The 14,631-nt window shown below is 42.0% G+C and carries 15 protein-coding genes, 2 pseudogenes, 1 riboswitch and 1 other annotated feature; of the genes and pseudogenes, 11 read left to right on the top strand and 6 right to left on the bottom strand.

Going from position 1 to position 14,631, the window contains the following annotated elements:
• The first annotated feature begins 4 nt into the window (after positions 1 to 4).
• The 3 genes from CYL18_RS16625 (at position 5) to CYL18_RS16615 (ending at position 3,198) form a co-directional block, all read left to right on the top strand.
• Positions 5 to 1,021 carry an LLM class flavin-dependent oxidoreductase gene (locus CYL18_RS16625; RefSeq protein ID WP_104850666.1) on the top strand — a complete coding sequence of 339 codons (1,017 nt, stop codon included), beginning with the start codon at positions 5 to 7 and terminating at the stop codon, positions 1,019 to 1,021.
• Between the two features lie 47 nt (positions 1,022 to 1,068).
• A riboswitch (cobalamin riboswitch) is annotated at positions 1,069 to 1,203 on the top strand.
• Positions 1,204 to 1,336: 133 nt separating this feature from the next.
• Positions 1,337 to 2,407, top strand: coding sequence for a FecCD family ABC transporter permease (locus CYL18_RS16620; RefSeq protein WP_104850636.1), 1,071 nt, complete (start codon positions 1,337 to 1,339; stop codon positions 2,405 to 2,407).
• Positions 2,401 to 3,198 (top strand): ABC transporter ATP-binding protein, encoded by a 798-nt coding sequence (locus CYL18_RS16615; RefSeq protein ID WP_104850635.1) that lies wholly within the window; start codon positions 2,401 to 2,403, stop codon positions 3,196 to 3,198. Before CYL18_RS16620 ends, CYL18_RS16615 begins: the two co-directional genes overlap by 7 nt.
• A 44-nt stretch (positions 3,199 to 3,242) precedes the next feature.
• Here CYL18_RS16615 and CYL18_RS16610 read toward each other — a convergent pair whose 3' ends face one another.
• Together CYL18_RS16610 and CYL18_RS16605 are read right to left on the bottom strand one after the other, a co-directional pair.
• A complete protein-coding gene (locus CYL18_RS16610; RefSeq protein WP_104850634.1) occupies positions 3,243 to 3,809 on the bottom strand; it encodes a class I SAM-dependent methyltransferase in 567 nt (188 codons plus the stop codon).
• A complete protein-coding gene (locus CYL18_RS16605; RefSeq protein ID WP_104850633.1) occupies positions 3,799 to 4,773 on the bottom strand; it encodes a TIGR01212 family radical SAM protein in 975 nt (324 codons plus the stop codon). Before CYL18_RS16605 ends, CYL18_RS16610 begins: the two co-directional genes overlap by 11 nt.
• 158 nt (positions 4,774 to 4,931) lie before the next feature.
• Here CYL18_RS16605 and CYL18_RS16600 point away from each other — a divergent pair, with 158 nt between their 5' ends.
• Positions 4,932 to 5,195, top strand: a complete 264-nt coding sequence (locus tag CYL18_RS16600; protein WP_104850632.1) for a YtzC family protein — start codon at positions 4,932 to 4,934, stop codon at positions 5,193 to 5,195.
• 14 nt (positions 5,196 to 5,209) lie between these two features.
• A complete protein-coding gene (locus CYL18_RS16595; RefSeq protein WP_104850631.1) occupies positions 5,210 to 5,380 on the top strand; it encodes a glycogen biosynthesis protein GlgD in 171 nt (56 codons plus the stop codon).
• A gap of 453 nt (positions 5,381 to 5,833) precedes the next feature.
• On the opposite strand, the pseudogene CYL18_RS16590 reads toward CYL18_RS16595, so the two are convergent.
• Positions 5,834 to 6,016: pseudogene (locus tag CYL18_RS16590) on the bottom strand (helix-turn-helix transcriptional regulator).
• A 249-nt stretch (positions 6,017 to 6,265) separates the two neighbouring features.
• Positions 6,266 to 6,501, top strand: a binding site (T-box leader).
• A gap of 80 nt (positions 6,502 to 6,581) precedes the next feature.
• Between CYL18_RS16590 and leuS the strand changes: the two are divergent.
• The 3 genes from leuS (at position 6,582) to CYL18_RS16575 (ending at position 10,510) form a co-directional block, all read left to right on the top strand.
• Positions 6,582 to 8,996 (top strand): leucine--tRNA ligase, encoded by a 2,415-nt coding sequence (leuS, locus tag CYL18_RS16585; protein ID WP_104850630.1) that lies wholly within the window; start codon positions 6,582 to 6,584, stop codon positions 8,994 to 8,996.
• Positions 8,997 to 9,196: 200 nt separating this feature from the next.
• Positions 9,197 to 10,072 carry a hypothetical protein gene (locus CYL18_RS16580; RefSeq protein ID WP_104850629.1) on the top strand — a complete coding sequence of 292 codons (876 nt, stop codon included), beginning with the start codon at positions 9,197 to 9,199 and terminating at the stop codon, positions 10,070 to 10,072.
• Positions 10,073 to 10,324: 252 nt separating this feature from the next.
• Positions 10,325 to 10,510 carry a sporulation protein Cse60 gene (locus CYL18_RS16575; protein ID WP_104850628.1) on the top strand — a complete coding sequence of 62 codons (186 nt, stop codon included), beginning with the start codon at positions 10,325 to 10,327 and terminating at the stop codon, positions 10,508 to 10,510.
• A gap of 36 nt (positions 10,511 to 10,546) precedes the next feature.
• Here CYL18_RS16575 and CYL18_RS16570 read toward each other — a convergent pair whose 3' ends face one another.
• The 3 genes and pseudogenes from CYL18_RS16570 to CYL18_RS19545 all read right to left on the bottom strand — a co-directional run.
• On the bottom strand, positions 10,547 to 11,836 hold the full coding sequence (locus CYL18_RS16570; protein WP_104850627.1) for a hemolysin family protein: 1,290 nt from the start codon (positions 11,834 to 11,836) through the stop codon (positions 10,547 to 10,549).
• A 47-nt stretch (positions 11,837 to 11,883) separates the two neighbouring features.
• Positions 11,884 to 12,072: a hypothetical protein gene (locus CYL18_RS19550; protein ID WP_236636505.1), complete on the bottom strand. Its 189-nt coding sequence runs from the start codon at positions 12,070 to 12,072 to the stop codon at positions 11,884 to 11,886.
• Positions 12,073 to 12,132: 60 nt separating this feature from the next.
• A pseudogene (locus CYL18_RS19545) lies at positions 12,133 to 12,219 on the bottom strand (MerR family transcriptional regulator); the annotation flags it as partial.
• A 322-nt stretch (positions 12,220 to 12,541) separates the two neighbouring features.
• On the opposite strand from CYL18_RS19545, the gene CYL18_RS16560 reads away from it, so the two are divergent.
• From CYL18_RS16560 to CYL18_RS19305, 3 genes are all read left to right on the top strand, one after another.
• Positions 12,542 to 12,982, top strand: a complete 441-nt coding sequence (locus tag CYL18_RS16560) for a hypothetical protein (RefSeq protein ID WP_104850625.1) — start codon at positions 12,542 to 12,544, stop codon at positions 12,980 to 12,982.
• 35 nt (positions 12,983 to 13,017) lie between these two features.
• Positions 13,018 to 13,470: a DUF4181 domain-containing protein gene (locus CYL18_RS16555; RefSeq protein ID WP_104850624.1), complete on the top strand. Its 453-nt coding sequence runs from the start codon at positions 13,018 to 13,020 to the stop codon at positions 13,468 to 13,470.
• Between the two features lie 631 nt (positions 13,471 to 14,101).
• The gene (locus tag CYL18_RS19305; protein WP_161497157.1) at positions 14,102 to 14,278 is read left to right on the top strand and encodes a hypothetical protein; all 177 of its coding nucleotides are present in this window, start codon (positions 14,102 to 14,104) and stop codon (positions 14,276 to 14,278) included.
• Positions 14,279 to 14,631 lie beyond the last annotated feature (353 nt).

The following is a 14,631-nucleotide window of genomic DNA, read 5'->3' as shown; positions in this document are numbered from 1 at the left end:
CTATCTGATGTTAAAGCTCAGTATTCTAGATCAATCGCCTAGGGCAGCTGGAGAACCAACCGAGAAGGCATTAAGCAATACAGTAGAACTGGCGAGTTTTGCTGAGGAATTAGGCTATTCGCGTATTTGGGTTTCGGAGCATCATGACAGTCTTGGGCTGGCAGGGTCAAGCCCGGAAATCCTGGCTACATGGATTGCTGCGAGAACGAGAAAAATTCGAGTGGGAACAGGCGGTGTGATGCTTCCGCATTATAGCGCCTATAAGGTAGCTGAAAACTTCCGTGTCCTATCCGGGCTTGCTCCTGGCCGCATTGACTTAGGGGTAGGACGAGCGCCTGGTGGCATGCCAAGGGCAACAAGAGCTTTGCAGGACGGACGTCCGATCCCGAGTAAGGATCGTTTTCCCGATCAGGTCGATGAGTTAAGCTGGTACCTCAATGATCGTTTGCCGGATTCTCATCCGTATTTCGGATTGACGGCAACACCTGTCATTGGGCAGCTTCCTGACCTTTGGATGCTGGGGTCAAGTTCATCGAGTGCAGAGCTTGCCGCTCATAAAGGCCTTCCTTATAATTTTGCGCTTTTTATTAACAGTGAGTTTGCTGAGGATAATATGCAGCATTACTTGCAGAATTTCCAAGCATCGGAGACCCATTCCCATCCGACTGGAATGGTGACCGTATTCGCTATATGCGCTGAAACAGATGAGGAGGCACACTATTTGGCAGGGTCGCTTGATTTGTCTATGCTTTGGCTAGCCCAGGGAATCATGCGGGAAGGGACTCCCCATCCTGATGAAATTCTCGAACAGAATTTTTCCGTTTATGAACGCGATCGCATTCTCTATAATCGGCGCCGGATGATTATTGGTTCGCCGCAAACGATTGGAAGACAGCTGGCAGAGCTTAGCGAGCGTTTCCGCACGAATGAAATCATGCTTACGACGATTACGCATTCCTTTGAGGCAAAGAAGAAATCCTTTGAATTGATTGCAAAGGAAGTTGGATTGACATCAAAATAGAATTGCTTATTCACATCCCTTCCATTAAAATGAAGGAAGAACATAATAGCTGATTATTCCATGAAAGTGCCCTCGTTCGAGGGAGAATAGGGAAACCGGTGCGATTCCGGTGCAGCCCCCGCTACTGTGATTGGCGTGTATTCGCCATAAGCCAGGAGACCTGCTTTTAATGGTTTTAGCACTTATTTTTCGGAGGGAAAAGTAGGCTTAAAGCATTCACGTGGTCAAAAGAGTGAATCCTTAGCTCATCCTTTGGGCTAAGGATTTTTTATTTGTCACAATGTGCCTACATCAAGAATGATGGAGTGGAGTTGTATGAGCAATAGAGTAGGAAAGCAGAGGGGAATAAAGCTGGTCACCCTATATGCTGGAAGCCTTTTTTTCTTGGCAGCAGCGATTGTTTGGGGAATCTTGATCGGCAGTGCAGATCTGTCTGTGAAAGAAATTGTCGGGATACTTCTGAAAAACATGACCGGTTATGATGGATTCTTCGACGGCCAGAAAAATATTGAAATGATCATCTGGAATATCCGTCTGCCGCGTATTTTGCTTGCTTTATTAGTCGGAGGTGCTCTTGCGCTGGCGGGGGCGGCTTTTCAAGGGCTATTGCAGAATCCGCTGGCGGACCCTTATACAATCGGTGTTTCTTCAGGTGCATCTGTGGGAGCAGTCATCGTATTGTTCTTTCAGCTTGAGATCGCCATCATTGGTTCCTATACATTGCCATTGGTCGCCATCTTGTTCAGTCTAGCCTCACTTTTTCTCGTTTTAGGCATTACGAGGGCAGCAAGTAAGACGTATGCAAATGAAACCATCATTCTCTCAGGGATTATTTTGAACTCCTTTATAGGCGCGGTCATATCCTTGATCATTGCCTTGTCATCGGGAGATCAAACGCGAGAGGTCCTCAATTGGCTGATGGGAAGTGTTGCCATGAAGAACTGGGGCCATGTCGGTTTGTTCTTTCCTTTCTTCGTTCTGGGAGCTATCGTAATTTTATATCATTACAGGGAACTTAATGCGCTTGCCTTAGGGGATGAAGCAGCCCAATATAGCGGGATGAATGTAAGAAGGAAGAAGCTCGTTCTCCTTATAAGCGCCGGGCTGCTGACTGGCGCGGCCGTATCTGTATCAGGTGCAATTGGCTTTGTCGGTCTTGTGATTCCCCATCTCGTCCGTTTAGTGACAGGAGCGGACCATAAGCATCTTCTCCCGATATCAATGATGATTGGGGGCGGATATTTAGTGATTGCGGATATGATAGCGAGAACGATTGTCAGCCCGCAGGAATTGCCAATCGGGGTTGTTACAGCCTTGATTGGGGCACCAGTATTCACCTATTTATTAATAAGAGAACGAATAAAAAGAAGGAATATGGCATGTTAAAAGTATGTAATGTAAGTGCAGGTTATAGGAAAGGCCGGCCGATTCTCGAAGATGTCTCATTGGAAGTGGAGAAGGGAGAGTTTTATGCCCTCTTAGGCCCAAATGGGAGCGGCAAAACGACATTCATTAAAGCAATCCTGGATTCTAAGCATCTTTACATGAGCGGGAATGTCGAGATAGCAGGAAAATCAGCGCATCAATATAATACAGAAGAGCTTGCGCGTATGACAGCTGTTTTAAGCCAGGAACACGCTGTCAGTCTTGACTTCACGGTTGAGCAAATCGTACTGCTTGGGCGTTATCCATATCAGGGAAAGGGTCTTTTTAACACCTATAAGAAAGAAGACTATGCCATTGTGGATGAGTGCCTCGAGAAAACGAATTGCCTCCCATTCAAGCATAAATATTTTCAGGACTTGAGCGGCGGCGAGAAGCAGCGTGTCCTCTTAGCCAAAGCGCTTGCCCAATCCCCGCGGCTGCTGTTTTTGGATGAGCCGACGAATCATCTTGATATTAAGCATTCGATTGAGCTTTTGAATTTATTGAAGGAGCTGCAATTGAAAAATGGACTAACCATTGTGGCCATTTTGCATGATTTAAATCTGGCCTCCCTTTATGCTGATCGGCTCGCTTTATTAAAGGATGGTAAAAAGATAGCAGAGGGAGAGGCGAATCTCCTCTTGGATGAATCCTTGCTGAAATCGGTCTATGGGGTTGAGCTCGTAAGCTCTTTGCATCCGGTCATGGGGAAGCCACAAATTTCTTTCATTCCTGAATATGTGAAAAACTAAAGAAGAGCGCTAAGGGGTTGTCCTTTAGCGCTCTTTGTATGGATTTATCTTTTCTCAATCGCCACGATGAAGGGGGGATTGTTCTTCTGGTTTAAGAATTTGTATTCAAGCACATGGGCTGTATCCTGCGGAAGTGCTCTGGCAAACTGAAGAATCTCATCTCGTTCAATATCTCCGCCTGGATGGCCATGGTAGATGACAAGTACAATGATTCCTTCCGGTTTCATCATCTTAAGGATCTGCTCAACACTAGAAATCGTGGTTGGTGCGGTTGTGATAATTTCTTTATTCCCGCCTGGCAGATAGCCGAGGTTGAAGATAGCACCGGCTATTTCGGTCTTTTCAGGAATGCGGCTTTTTACATGCTCATGTCCAGCATGTATAAGAGTCACATGGTTAGCCAGTTTATTTTCTTCAAGACGGGCTTTTGTTTGCTCGAGAGCGGATTCCTGAATGTCGAAGCTGTATACATGCCCTTGTTCTCCGACTAGTTTGGCAAGAAAAAGGGTGTCATGTCCGTTGCCCATCGTGCCATCAATTGCTACATCACCAGGGCTGAGCGCTTTTTCGAGCAGGAGCCGTGCATAGGGAAGAATGCGGTCAAGCTTCATGTACAGTCAATCCTCCATCACGCACAAAGAACTTGCCTTGGTAGCTGTTGCGGCGTTTTAGTTCCGCATCAATCGCGTTCAAGACCTCCCATTTATTGACGCTCCACATCGGACCGACCATTAAGTCAATTGGACCGTCGCCTGTGATGCGGTGAATGATCATTTCCGGAGGCAGGATTTCGAGCTGGTCGCAGACAAGGTTTACATACTCTTCGAATGATAGGAATTGAAGCATGCCTTTTTCATATTGCTTAACCATCGGTGTGCCTTTTAACAGATGCAGCAGGTGTATCTTAATCCCTTGCACATCAAGCTTGGCCACTTCACGGGCAGTTTCCATCATCATTTCTGGTGTCTCAAGAGGGAGTCCGTTAATGATGTGGCTGCAGACACGGATGCCATGCTTGCGGAGCTTGTTGACTCCTTCTACATAGGTAGGGTAATCATGGGCGCGGTTAATAATGTTCGCTGTTTTTTCATGGACGGTTTGCAGTCCGAGCTCGAGCCATAGATAGGTGCGCTCGTTCAGCTCAGCCAAGTATTCAACGACATCGTCCGGGAGGCAATCTGGTCTCGTTGCTATCGAGAGTCCTACGACTCCTTCCTCGTTCATGACCGTTTCGAATTTCTCGCGCAGAACATCAACAGGAGCATGCGTGTTCGTATAGGCTTGGAAATAGGCCATATATTTGCCATCCTTCCATTTCTGATGCATTTTTCCTTTAATGTCGGCGAATTGTTTCTTTAAATCTTCAGCCCGGTTACCGGCAAAATCGCCTGAGCCTGCAGCGCTGCAGAATGTGCAGCCGCCAAAAGCCACTGTGCCGTCTCGGTTCGGGCAGTCAAAACCGCCGTCTAGTGCTATCTTGAAGACCTTATGGCCAAATTGGTTGCGTAAATGGTAATTCCATGTATGATAACGTTTATCGTCACTGGCATATGGAAAAGGGTTAGCCTGTTTCATATCTGTAAAACCCTCCTAATTGTTTTTTCACATAACCTACATTTTAACACGTGCATTTATACTTTCCAAATGAATTTGTTCATGTAACCGCGGTCAGCCGGACATAATAAGATTCGGGTGTACTTCTTAACCAATCCCAACCAAAAAGGAGTGGCGAGATGGCTACGCATAAATCCATGGATGAATGTTTAGGACGTTGTGAGAATACCCTTGCATACGCACAGCAGCAATATGAGGAATCGGCCAAACAGGAGCATTACAATACAGAGGGCTATACTGAAGCCCTTATGAGGCTTGAGGATTCATATAATGAGCTTACCGTCATGAAAAACAGTGCCAATGACCAGCAGCGGGATGAGCTTGATCGGATGAAAATCCGTGTTCAGGATCTTCAGCATGCGATGGTCGTTAGAAGACGCTAAGGAGGCTTTCCAATATGAAAAAACGATCTAAACAGCATAACCCCGAGCAAAAAACGCGCAATGGGGTCAACAGCCAGGACATTGAGGCTGGAGCCGACACGGACATTGTAAAAAGAGCCAAAAAAATGTACGAGAAAAAAGGCCAGCAAGCTAAAGCGACCGTACACCCGGACACATATAAATAGGAGAATTTTCTCCATAAATAAAGAGCCGAACGAGTTTATCCGTTCGGCTCTTTATGGCTAATATTTTTTAGCCAGGACAATCCAAGATGTAAAGGTGGTCACCATTGTCAATGACACAAGTAGTTGAAAAAGCTCCTCCATTTTTAAGCCAGTAAGGTTAAATTGATTAATCAGGGTTGCTATAACAAAGAAGCCCAAAACAAAATCATCGAGATGTTTAATCCTTTTTGTCTGATGAACCGGGCTCTTTCATCTTTCTGTCTGAAATGCGGATACAGATATCCACCGGCAAAACACATATAGGTTAAGATCGCCCAAGAGAGAAGCTCTATTAAGGATAATGAATGGTGGCAATGCGCAAGAATAATATGACAGCAAATATCAAGAGGAATAGAATGCCGATTATATAGAAATTTCGTTGAGAATTGCTTTTCATGTTTTTTTCTCCAATTTTTATTCATCCTCTAATATAAAGATGGATTCAATATTCGTACCGAAGCTCTGGCAATCTTTATCGCCAATGGCAATGAAGGATTGTATTTTCCTTTCTCGATGGAAATGATGGTTTGTCGGCTTACGTTCAAGATGTCAGCCAATTTATCGTGAATAGCCAGCTTTCTTCCTGTAGTCAGGCAACTTATTTTTTAAGTAAAATCCCCCATATTAATAGTCAAGTTTCCTTTACACTTATAATGTAAAGGGTGTTTTACATCAAGGGGGAGATAAACATGATAGGAAGACTTGTAGGCAGATTAGCTCCTTGCTAGTATTCAAAAGTTTGTCCTGCTGGTATACCTTCTTGCTCTTCTGGCCAAAATGGAAAAAACAGCATAGAATGGACTTGCACTTTCAAGATGATTTACATACAATGTAGGTATATATTTTTTAATAACTTTGATAGGGACCAGTAATGATGCACGTAATTTTTAGAGAGTTGGCGGATGGTGCGAGCCAATAGTGCGGCATGATGAACTCCCCCTTGAGTTGCAGTCGTGAACAGCGATCAGTAAGGACTGCCGCAGATCAGCGTTAAAGACTTTGAGCCGGACGTATGATATATAACGTCAACTAGGGTGGTACCGCGGGTATAAGCTAATAATGAATAGCCTCTCGTCCCTTCTTTTTGGGATGAGAGGCTTTTTTATATTCAGGTGTAAAACTAAAAGACGCTTGAAATTTGATTTTGTAGGAGGAATTTAGGATGAGTTTCAACCATAAAGAGATTGAAAAGAAGTGGCAATCTTATTGGGAAGAGCATAAAACATTCAAAACGACCGATCAGGTAGGAAAAAGTAAATTTTACGCATTGGATATGTTCCCGTATCCATCTGGAGCAGGTCTTCATGTTGGGCATCCGGAAGGATATACAGCGACGGATATTCTCTCCCGCTTGAAGCGGATGCAGGGCTATAATGTTCTTCATCCAATTGGCTGGGATGCATTCGGCCTGCCGGCAGAGCAATATGCGCTTGATACAGGGAATGACCCAGAGGAATTTACGGCAAAGAATATCGAGACGTTTAAGCGCCAAATTAAATCCCTTGGATTCTCTTATGATTGGGACCGTGAAATTAATACGACAGATCCTGATTATTATAAATGGACACAATGGATTTTCCTGAAGCTTTATGAAAAAGGGCTTGCTTATATGGATGAAATCCCTGTCAACTGGTGCCCAGCTCTTGGTACCGTTTTGGCAAATGAAGAGGTCATTGACGGCAAAAGTGAGCGTGGCGGCCATCCGGTTATCAGAAAACCGATGCGCCAATGGATTTTGAAAATCACGGCTTATGCGGACCGCCTGATTGAGGACTTGGAGGAGCTTGATTGGCCAGAAAGCATTAAAGATATGCAGCGCAACTGGATCGGCCGTTCAGAAGGGGCATCCGTAAACTTCAGCATTGATGGCTCAGACAAGGCATTCACAGTCTTCACGACACGCCCTGACACTTTGTTTGGAGCAACATATGCAGTATTGTCTCCAGAGCATCCGCTCGTAGAAGAGATTACGACTGAGGCGCAAAAAGCACAGGTGGAAGAATACAAGCAGTCCATCCAATCGAAGAGCGATCTTGAGAGAACAGAGCTATCGAAGGAGAAAACGGGTGTATTCACTGGCGCTTATGCCGTTAATCCGGCAAACGGCGAGAAAATCCCTGTGTGGATTGCCGATTATGTCCTAATGAGCTATGGAACAGGCGCGATTATGGCGGTTCCTGCGCATGATGAGCGTGATTATGAATTCGCGAAGAAATTTGATCTTCCAATCCGTGAGGTTGTCGCAGGCGGAGATATCGAAAAAGAAGCTTATGCAGGTGAGGGAGAGCATGTTAACTCTGACTTCTTGAATGGTTTGAAGAAAGAGGAAGCCATTCAAAAGATGATTGCATGGCTTGAAGAAAAAGGCATCGGCGAGAAGAAAATAACGTATCGCCTTCGTGACTGGAACTTCTCCCGTCAGCGTTACTGGGGAGAGCCTATCCCAATCATTCACTGGGAAGATGGCGCGATGTCAGCGGTCCCTGAATCAGAGCTTCCGCTTGTGCTTCCAAAAACATCAGAAATCAAGCCATCAGGAACAGGTGAATCACCGCTTGCAATCATTGATGAGTGGGTGAATGTAACGGATCCTGAAACAGGACGCAAGGGCAGACGCGAAACAAACACTATGCCACAATGGGCGGGCAGCTGCTGGTACTTCCTGCGCTATATCGACCCGAAAAATCCAGAAGCTATTGCGGATCCGGAAAAATTGAAGCATTGGCTTCCGGTTGATACGTATATCGGCGGGGCAGAGCATGCGGTACTACATTTGCTTTACGCTCGTTTCTGGCATAAATTCCTTTATGATATCGGCGTGGTGCCAACGAAGGAACCATTCCAAAAGCTGTTTAACCAAGGAATGATTCTTGGTGAAAACAACGAAAAGATGAGTAAGTCGAAAGGCAATGTTGTGAACCCGGATGATATCGTAGAAAGCCATGGCGCTGACACGCTTCGTCTCTATGAAATGTTCATGGGACCGCTTGATGCGTCGATTGCCTGGTCTACCAACGGTCTTGACGGCTCAAGACGTTTCCTTGATCGTGTATGGAGACTCTACATTAATGAGGATGGCACAGTAAATGATAAGATTACTGAATCTGCGGATACTCACCTTGAGAAGGTATATCACCAAACTGTGAAAAAAGTTACAGAAGACCTTGAGAACTTGCACTTCAACACAGCCATTTCTCAAATGATGGTCTTCATTAATGAAGCCTATAAAGCAGATATACTGCCAATTCAATTCATGGAAGGCTTTGTGAAGCTTCTTTCCCCAATCTGCCCGCATATCACAGAAGAGCTGTGGAGCAGACTTGGCCATAATGATACGCTTGCCTATGCATCTTGGCCAGCCTATGATGAAAGCAAGCTAGTTGATAACGAAGTGGAAATCGTTATTCAAATCAACGGTAAGGTAAGAGCGAAGCTTCAAGTTCCTGCGGATATTTCGAAGGAAGAGATGGAGAAAACCGTTATGGAGAACGGCAAAGTCATTGAGCAAATCGATGGTAAAACCGTTCGTAAGGTAATCGCAATCCCTGGAAAACTCGTTAATATTGTTGCAAACTAAGTAGTAGGCAAAAATCGGCTGACCCATTGGACAGCCGGTTTTTTTAGTCATTATTGGTTAAATCATAAGACAGGGATAAACGATTGGAATAGCTTCAAAAATAAACAAGGCTATTGATTTTATTACCTTTATAACAATTATTCAATACTTGTTTATAGGGCATCCCGAGTGGTAAATGACCAGAAAGGAGGAGAAAGTAAATGAAGAAACAGGTGTCAATCGCCGTATGTCTAACTTTCATCTGCCTTGCTGGCTGCACAGAGGGAAATGCCACTACAGAACCGGTTACAAAAGAATCTGACCAACCAGCCAATACGGAAAAATCAACAAATGAAAAAGATCAAGAAAATGCAATGGAAGAAAACCTCTCCTCTCCTGAGAATCCTTCAAAAACCGATGAAGATGATGCTAATAACGTCACATTAACTGAAGAAGAAGTAATTGCATCTGTTAAGAAGCAGCTTCAAAGCAGTTTGCCGCCTAAGCTGCCAAAGCAACTACCAATGTCATCTGCAGACATGCAGCTAAGCGCAGCAATCCATTCGGAGAATGATATGTATCGTGTTATCTTTTTCGAAAGTAAGAAAACCATCCCGGTCAATGATGAAGAATTGAATAATATTAGTAGTGCTAAGCCAATTGCTGTCATAGAGGCCAAGCAATATGAGACCGCTCAGGAGGCGGAATCTAAGATAGGCTACATTTCTCCTGAGGATATCCAGACAGGAAATGAGATTGATCTCGGCCATTCTATTACAGGGTTTGAAGAGGGTGGCGCGGGTCATAAATGGTTGAATTGGCATGAGGGAAGATGGTATCTTCAGATCCAAGCCAACAATATAGAAGGTAACAATGACTACGTGCCGCTCGCGAAACGTATGGTTGACTATTTGGAAAGCAATACGCTTCCTGCACCTGATAAGTATGGCTCAGTAAAAGTGAACGTTGACGATCAGAAGGCAGAAGATAATCGAATTTCCTGGCAGGAGGGAACAATCGTTTATTCTGTTTCAGAAGTAGCGGATCCAATTAAAATGCTTGAAATCGTAACGCATCTTGAAGGTATGGAAGAATAAGTATGAGGTCGTTTTGGAATTTCCAAATGAACAAGAGTTGGAGAGGACCATATTTAGAAATATAAGTAGGGACAATAAGACGTTCATTAGTGAAGTGTCTTATTGTTCTTTTTTTGAAGGTAAATTCCCCTAAATATGTGCGAAGATCAATAAAATAAGGTCACCCGTTCAGCGTGAACATATAATCTTACAATTGTGTATAAAATTCAAATGATTTGGCTATGACTGTCATAAAAGGAGGCAGGAGAGCCGATGATACAGGTGAAAATGTTTGATTATGAACATGAAAAAGATTTGGAGAACGGGATGAATTATTTCCTGGGACAAATCAGGGAAGACCAGATTGTCGACATTAAGTATGAGATTGCCGCTTTTGGAGAAGAGGACGAAGAAAATCAAATCTATTGTTTTAGCGCAATGGTCATTTATCGTAAATAAAGAGCCGATTCCAGGTTACGGAATCGGCTTTTCTTATTATTTATCGGCTTTTTTGATATCGAGATAATGAATGTGGTTACCCTCATGCTCATGGATTTTAAAGATAAAGCCCTCTTCTTCAACAGCAGAGCTATCCTGAATTTCGAAATGGCTAGATAGGAACCAGCCCCCGATTGTATCAACAACCTCATTGGAGATTTGAATTCCAAGCAGCTCATTGATGTCATCAATAAGGAGCTTACCGCTCACGATATAATGGTCAGTACCGACTTTGCGGACATCTGGTACTTCGGTTTCGTCAAATTCATCACGAATTTCCCCGACAATTTCCTCAATGATATCCTCAGCGGTTACCAATCCGGAAGTTCCGCCATACTCATCGATTAAGATGGCGATATGAGTGCGTTCCTTTTGCATTTTCACAAGGAGGTCATGGATTGGAATTGTTTCAATGACGCTGATTACTGGGCTGATCAATGATTCGAGCGTTACATCCTTCTTCAGGTGCATCTCAGTCAGGAATTCTTTCGCATTCAAGAATCCGATGATATTATCTTTGTCTCCATCCTCTACCGGGAAACGTGTATAGCGCTCCTCTTGAATAATGGAGAATACTTCTTCAATGGAATCGTCCTTTGAAATGCTAACAATTTCCGTACGCGGAACCATGATTTCTCTTGCTTTCCGCTCGTCAAATTCAAAGATATTGTTTACATATTTGTATTCATTCTTATTGATGGATCCCTTTTTGTAGCTGTCTGCAAGCAATAGGCGCAGTTCTTCCTCTGAATAGCTTGTGTCATGCTCAGAAGCTGGCTGAAATCCAATCAGTTTGACGAGCAGGCGAGCGGATCCATTCAAAAGCCAGATGAATGGGTACAAGATTCGATAGAACCATATGATCAACGGTGCCAAAAATAAGGTCATTGATTCAGCCTTCTGGATGGCAATTGTCTTAGGCGCAAGTTCACCAACGACCACGTGAATAAACGTCACGATGATGAAAGCTGCGGCAAGTGAGATTACATGGGTGACTTGAACATCAAGCCCCAGCAGCGCAAACAATGGGTTAAGGATGACCTCAAAGGTTGGTTCCCCAATCCACCCGAGACCGAGTGCGGTAACGGTAATCCCAAGCTGGCAGGCAGATAAGTATTCATCCAAATGTGTGGTCACCTTCTTGGCGGATAATGCCCCTTTCCTGCCTTCTGCGACAAGCTGGTCAATCTTTGAAGAGCGCACCTTTACGATGGCGAACTCGGTCGCTACGAAAAAGGCGGTCAAGATGATGAGAATAACAAACGCAATTAAATAAATGGTAGTCAAATGGCAGTCTTACGGCTAGGGTAAGACGTACACCTCCTGTATTATAGTTATGTTTTAGTGAGCAGCAGCATCAGCAGCTGCATGGATTGAATCAAGCGAGTACTGTCAATGTGCTTCTTGACGACTTCCTGATCTCGGCCCATTTGGTTAATGAGCGTGGATACTTCTTGTTCAATGTCTTGGATTTTAGCCCGTATTTCTTGGACATCGATTTCCTCGGCATATCGGTCTATCAATTCCTTCTTTATATCAGTCAGGGATAGCTGTTTTTGTTTGCATTCCTCGATAAATAGCAGTCTATCGATGGCAGATTCATTATAAAGCCGATAATTGGAGGGGGATCTCTCAGCTGCTAGCAGGCCGAGGTTTGTATAATAATCAATGGTCCTTTTGGTGACATTGGTTGCTTTGGATAATTCACCGATTCTTAGTTTCTTTGCCCCATTAGGAGTCCCTCCAAACTATAACGTGATGGTTTCTTTAGATTATATATTTTCTGAATTAATTAATCAATATAAATAACTTGACAACGATTCTGAACTATTGGAATAAAGGCTGTCTATGTTTTTTCCTTTGAAAAAGGGGACCAGCTATCTGTTTTATGGACAAGGGCGGGGAGAAGTTTCTTGAACATAAGGAGCAGGTTAGCGGAAGAAGGAAAGCATTCTAATCTAATCGAATAATATTAACAAAGAGGTGATTAGAGTGGAAATCATACCAAAGGTAACTGAAAGATTGCTTGAAGAGGAAATAGAAGAGCAGGAGTTTGTTGATGTAATCAAAGATATTTATAAGCAAGAATGTTATATTTATGCGATTATTCCTGATTGGGAAGAAGAATTGTTAAACCAACTGTCAGATGATTTTATTTTAATAAATAAGATTAAAATTCCTTTATGGAGGAGTTTCCCAAGAACAATAGGTTTTTTAGGATATGTGAAGGATAGTAAAAAACAATATATATACGATTTTTATTTAAGGTCAACAACAATGGATTTTTTAGTTTTTTCGGAGTTAGATGTATCTCAACTTTTAAATAAAATAAGCAAGGAAAACATTGATATATACGATAAATTTGAAACAAACAAAGTTCCTCACATAACTATAGGTCCTGATGGTCAATGGTTAAATATAGTTGAATATTGATAGAATTTTCTTTATAGAGCTAAAGGGGCAGTTTAGTGCAAGAAGGATTTGTTGACATACATACCGAATTATATTGTTATAGCTTTGAAGCTGTGACTAATAAAAATAAATGGAGAGAGTTAATGATGAGTTTAATGACTTTTATTATGTTAATTTTATTGGTAATTCTTGCAGAGAAGATGATAGGAAGATTTTTAGGTATAAAGAAAAAAGATGTTTCGGAGACTTCTGGCAAAAGAATGAATCAATGGGGGCGAACAATCATAATGGGTCTCTTTTTGTTCACTTTTATTTTTGCCCTTTCAAAAGAGAATGATACCATTCTAAAATGGAATTATATTTTCTTTTTGACCGCACTAATGGGGCTTCAAACTATATTGGAGTGGAAGTATTTAAAAGATTCAAAGCAATATCTTTTAACACTCATAAGTGAAATCATCATTATTGGTATCTTTGTGTACTATGTAAACTCGATAAGCTACCTGTAACGAACGCAGATTGTGAAGTCAGTTAGTTTGTGAAGAAACGTAGTTAAACTATCAGGGGTGTTGATCCAAGAAGGATTAACGTCTTTATGTATAGAATTCAAAGAAACAGGGTCATTACATCAATATCAAGGCTGTAATCAGTCTTTTTTATTATGCAGCTAAAGGGCAGGTTACCTCAATAATAAGTGGTATAATTTAGCTAATAGAAACGGGGTGGCGGATTTGAGAAAGGTTCATATCTTGAATTGTGTTGGCTTAATCATATTTATGCTAGGAATATATGTATCCACTTTTTTATCCACGCTTTGGGTTATAGTCGGTACGACACTTGCTATGATCGGTGGTGGCCTAATTGGTACTAGCTCATATTTTGTTTCCAAGCCTAACAAATAACATATTGCTTATCGAACTAACGAGGGTATTGATCAAGGAAGATTAATGCTCTCTTTTTTTGAATTCCCTATTGTAGAAAAGGGGCAGGTTAGCGAAAGAAGGATTAAAAAAATTGAAGAAATAAGGGGACATATATATAGGTGGTAAATTAACAGTAACACCTAATAATAAACAGAGTATCCAAAGGCATATTTAACACTTGCAAGATATTAAAATGAAAAAGTTAGGAATGTAAATTATGACTAAGAAGAGAATTATAAATTTTATTGGAGTTGCGTTTCTAGTTTTTTTAGGTTTAGTTAAAATATACTACCCAGAACGATTTTCATTGATAGTTGATGATCTTGGTGGATTTATTTGTATGATGATAGGTGTTTTATTAATGCTTTATACACCTAAAGAAAAAAATTATTAAATATTTTTATATTATAGTTACAAAAAACTCCTCTTAAAATTTCCCACAAGATTTTTAAGGGGATATTTTTTGATTAATGTGCTTTATATGTGACAGTTAATGGTTAAAAAATAATCTAACAAGAATGAATAGTTTTACGTAAGACAATGTACAAAACTCAAAACAAAGCATTGCATTGCAAGTCCGAAATCATTGTAAAGAAGCGTACGCACACAAACAGGGACAATAATCTAAGAAGGATTAATTGCCTTTTTCTATTGAATTTCTTATAGAACAAAAGGGGCAGGTTAGCTCAAGAGTGAGTTGGAGATTTTTGGATATATAAGGAATAATAGTATATAATTCACAAAAGA

This window comes from Pradoshia eiseniae, assembly GCF_002946355.1.
In the GTDB taxonomy this organism is placed as follows: Bacteria; Bacillota; Bacilli; order Bacillales; family Pradoshiaceae; genus Pradoshia; species Pradoshia eiseniae.
The sequence above is the reverse complement of the archived record's forward strand: the minus strand, read 5'-3'. Positions and strand labels throughout refer to the sequence as shown.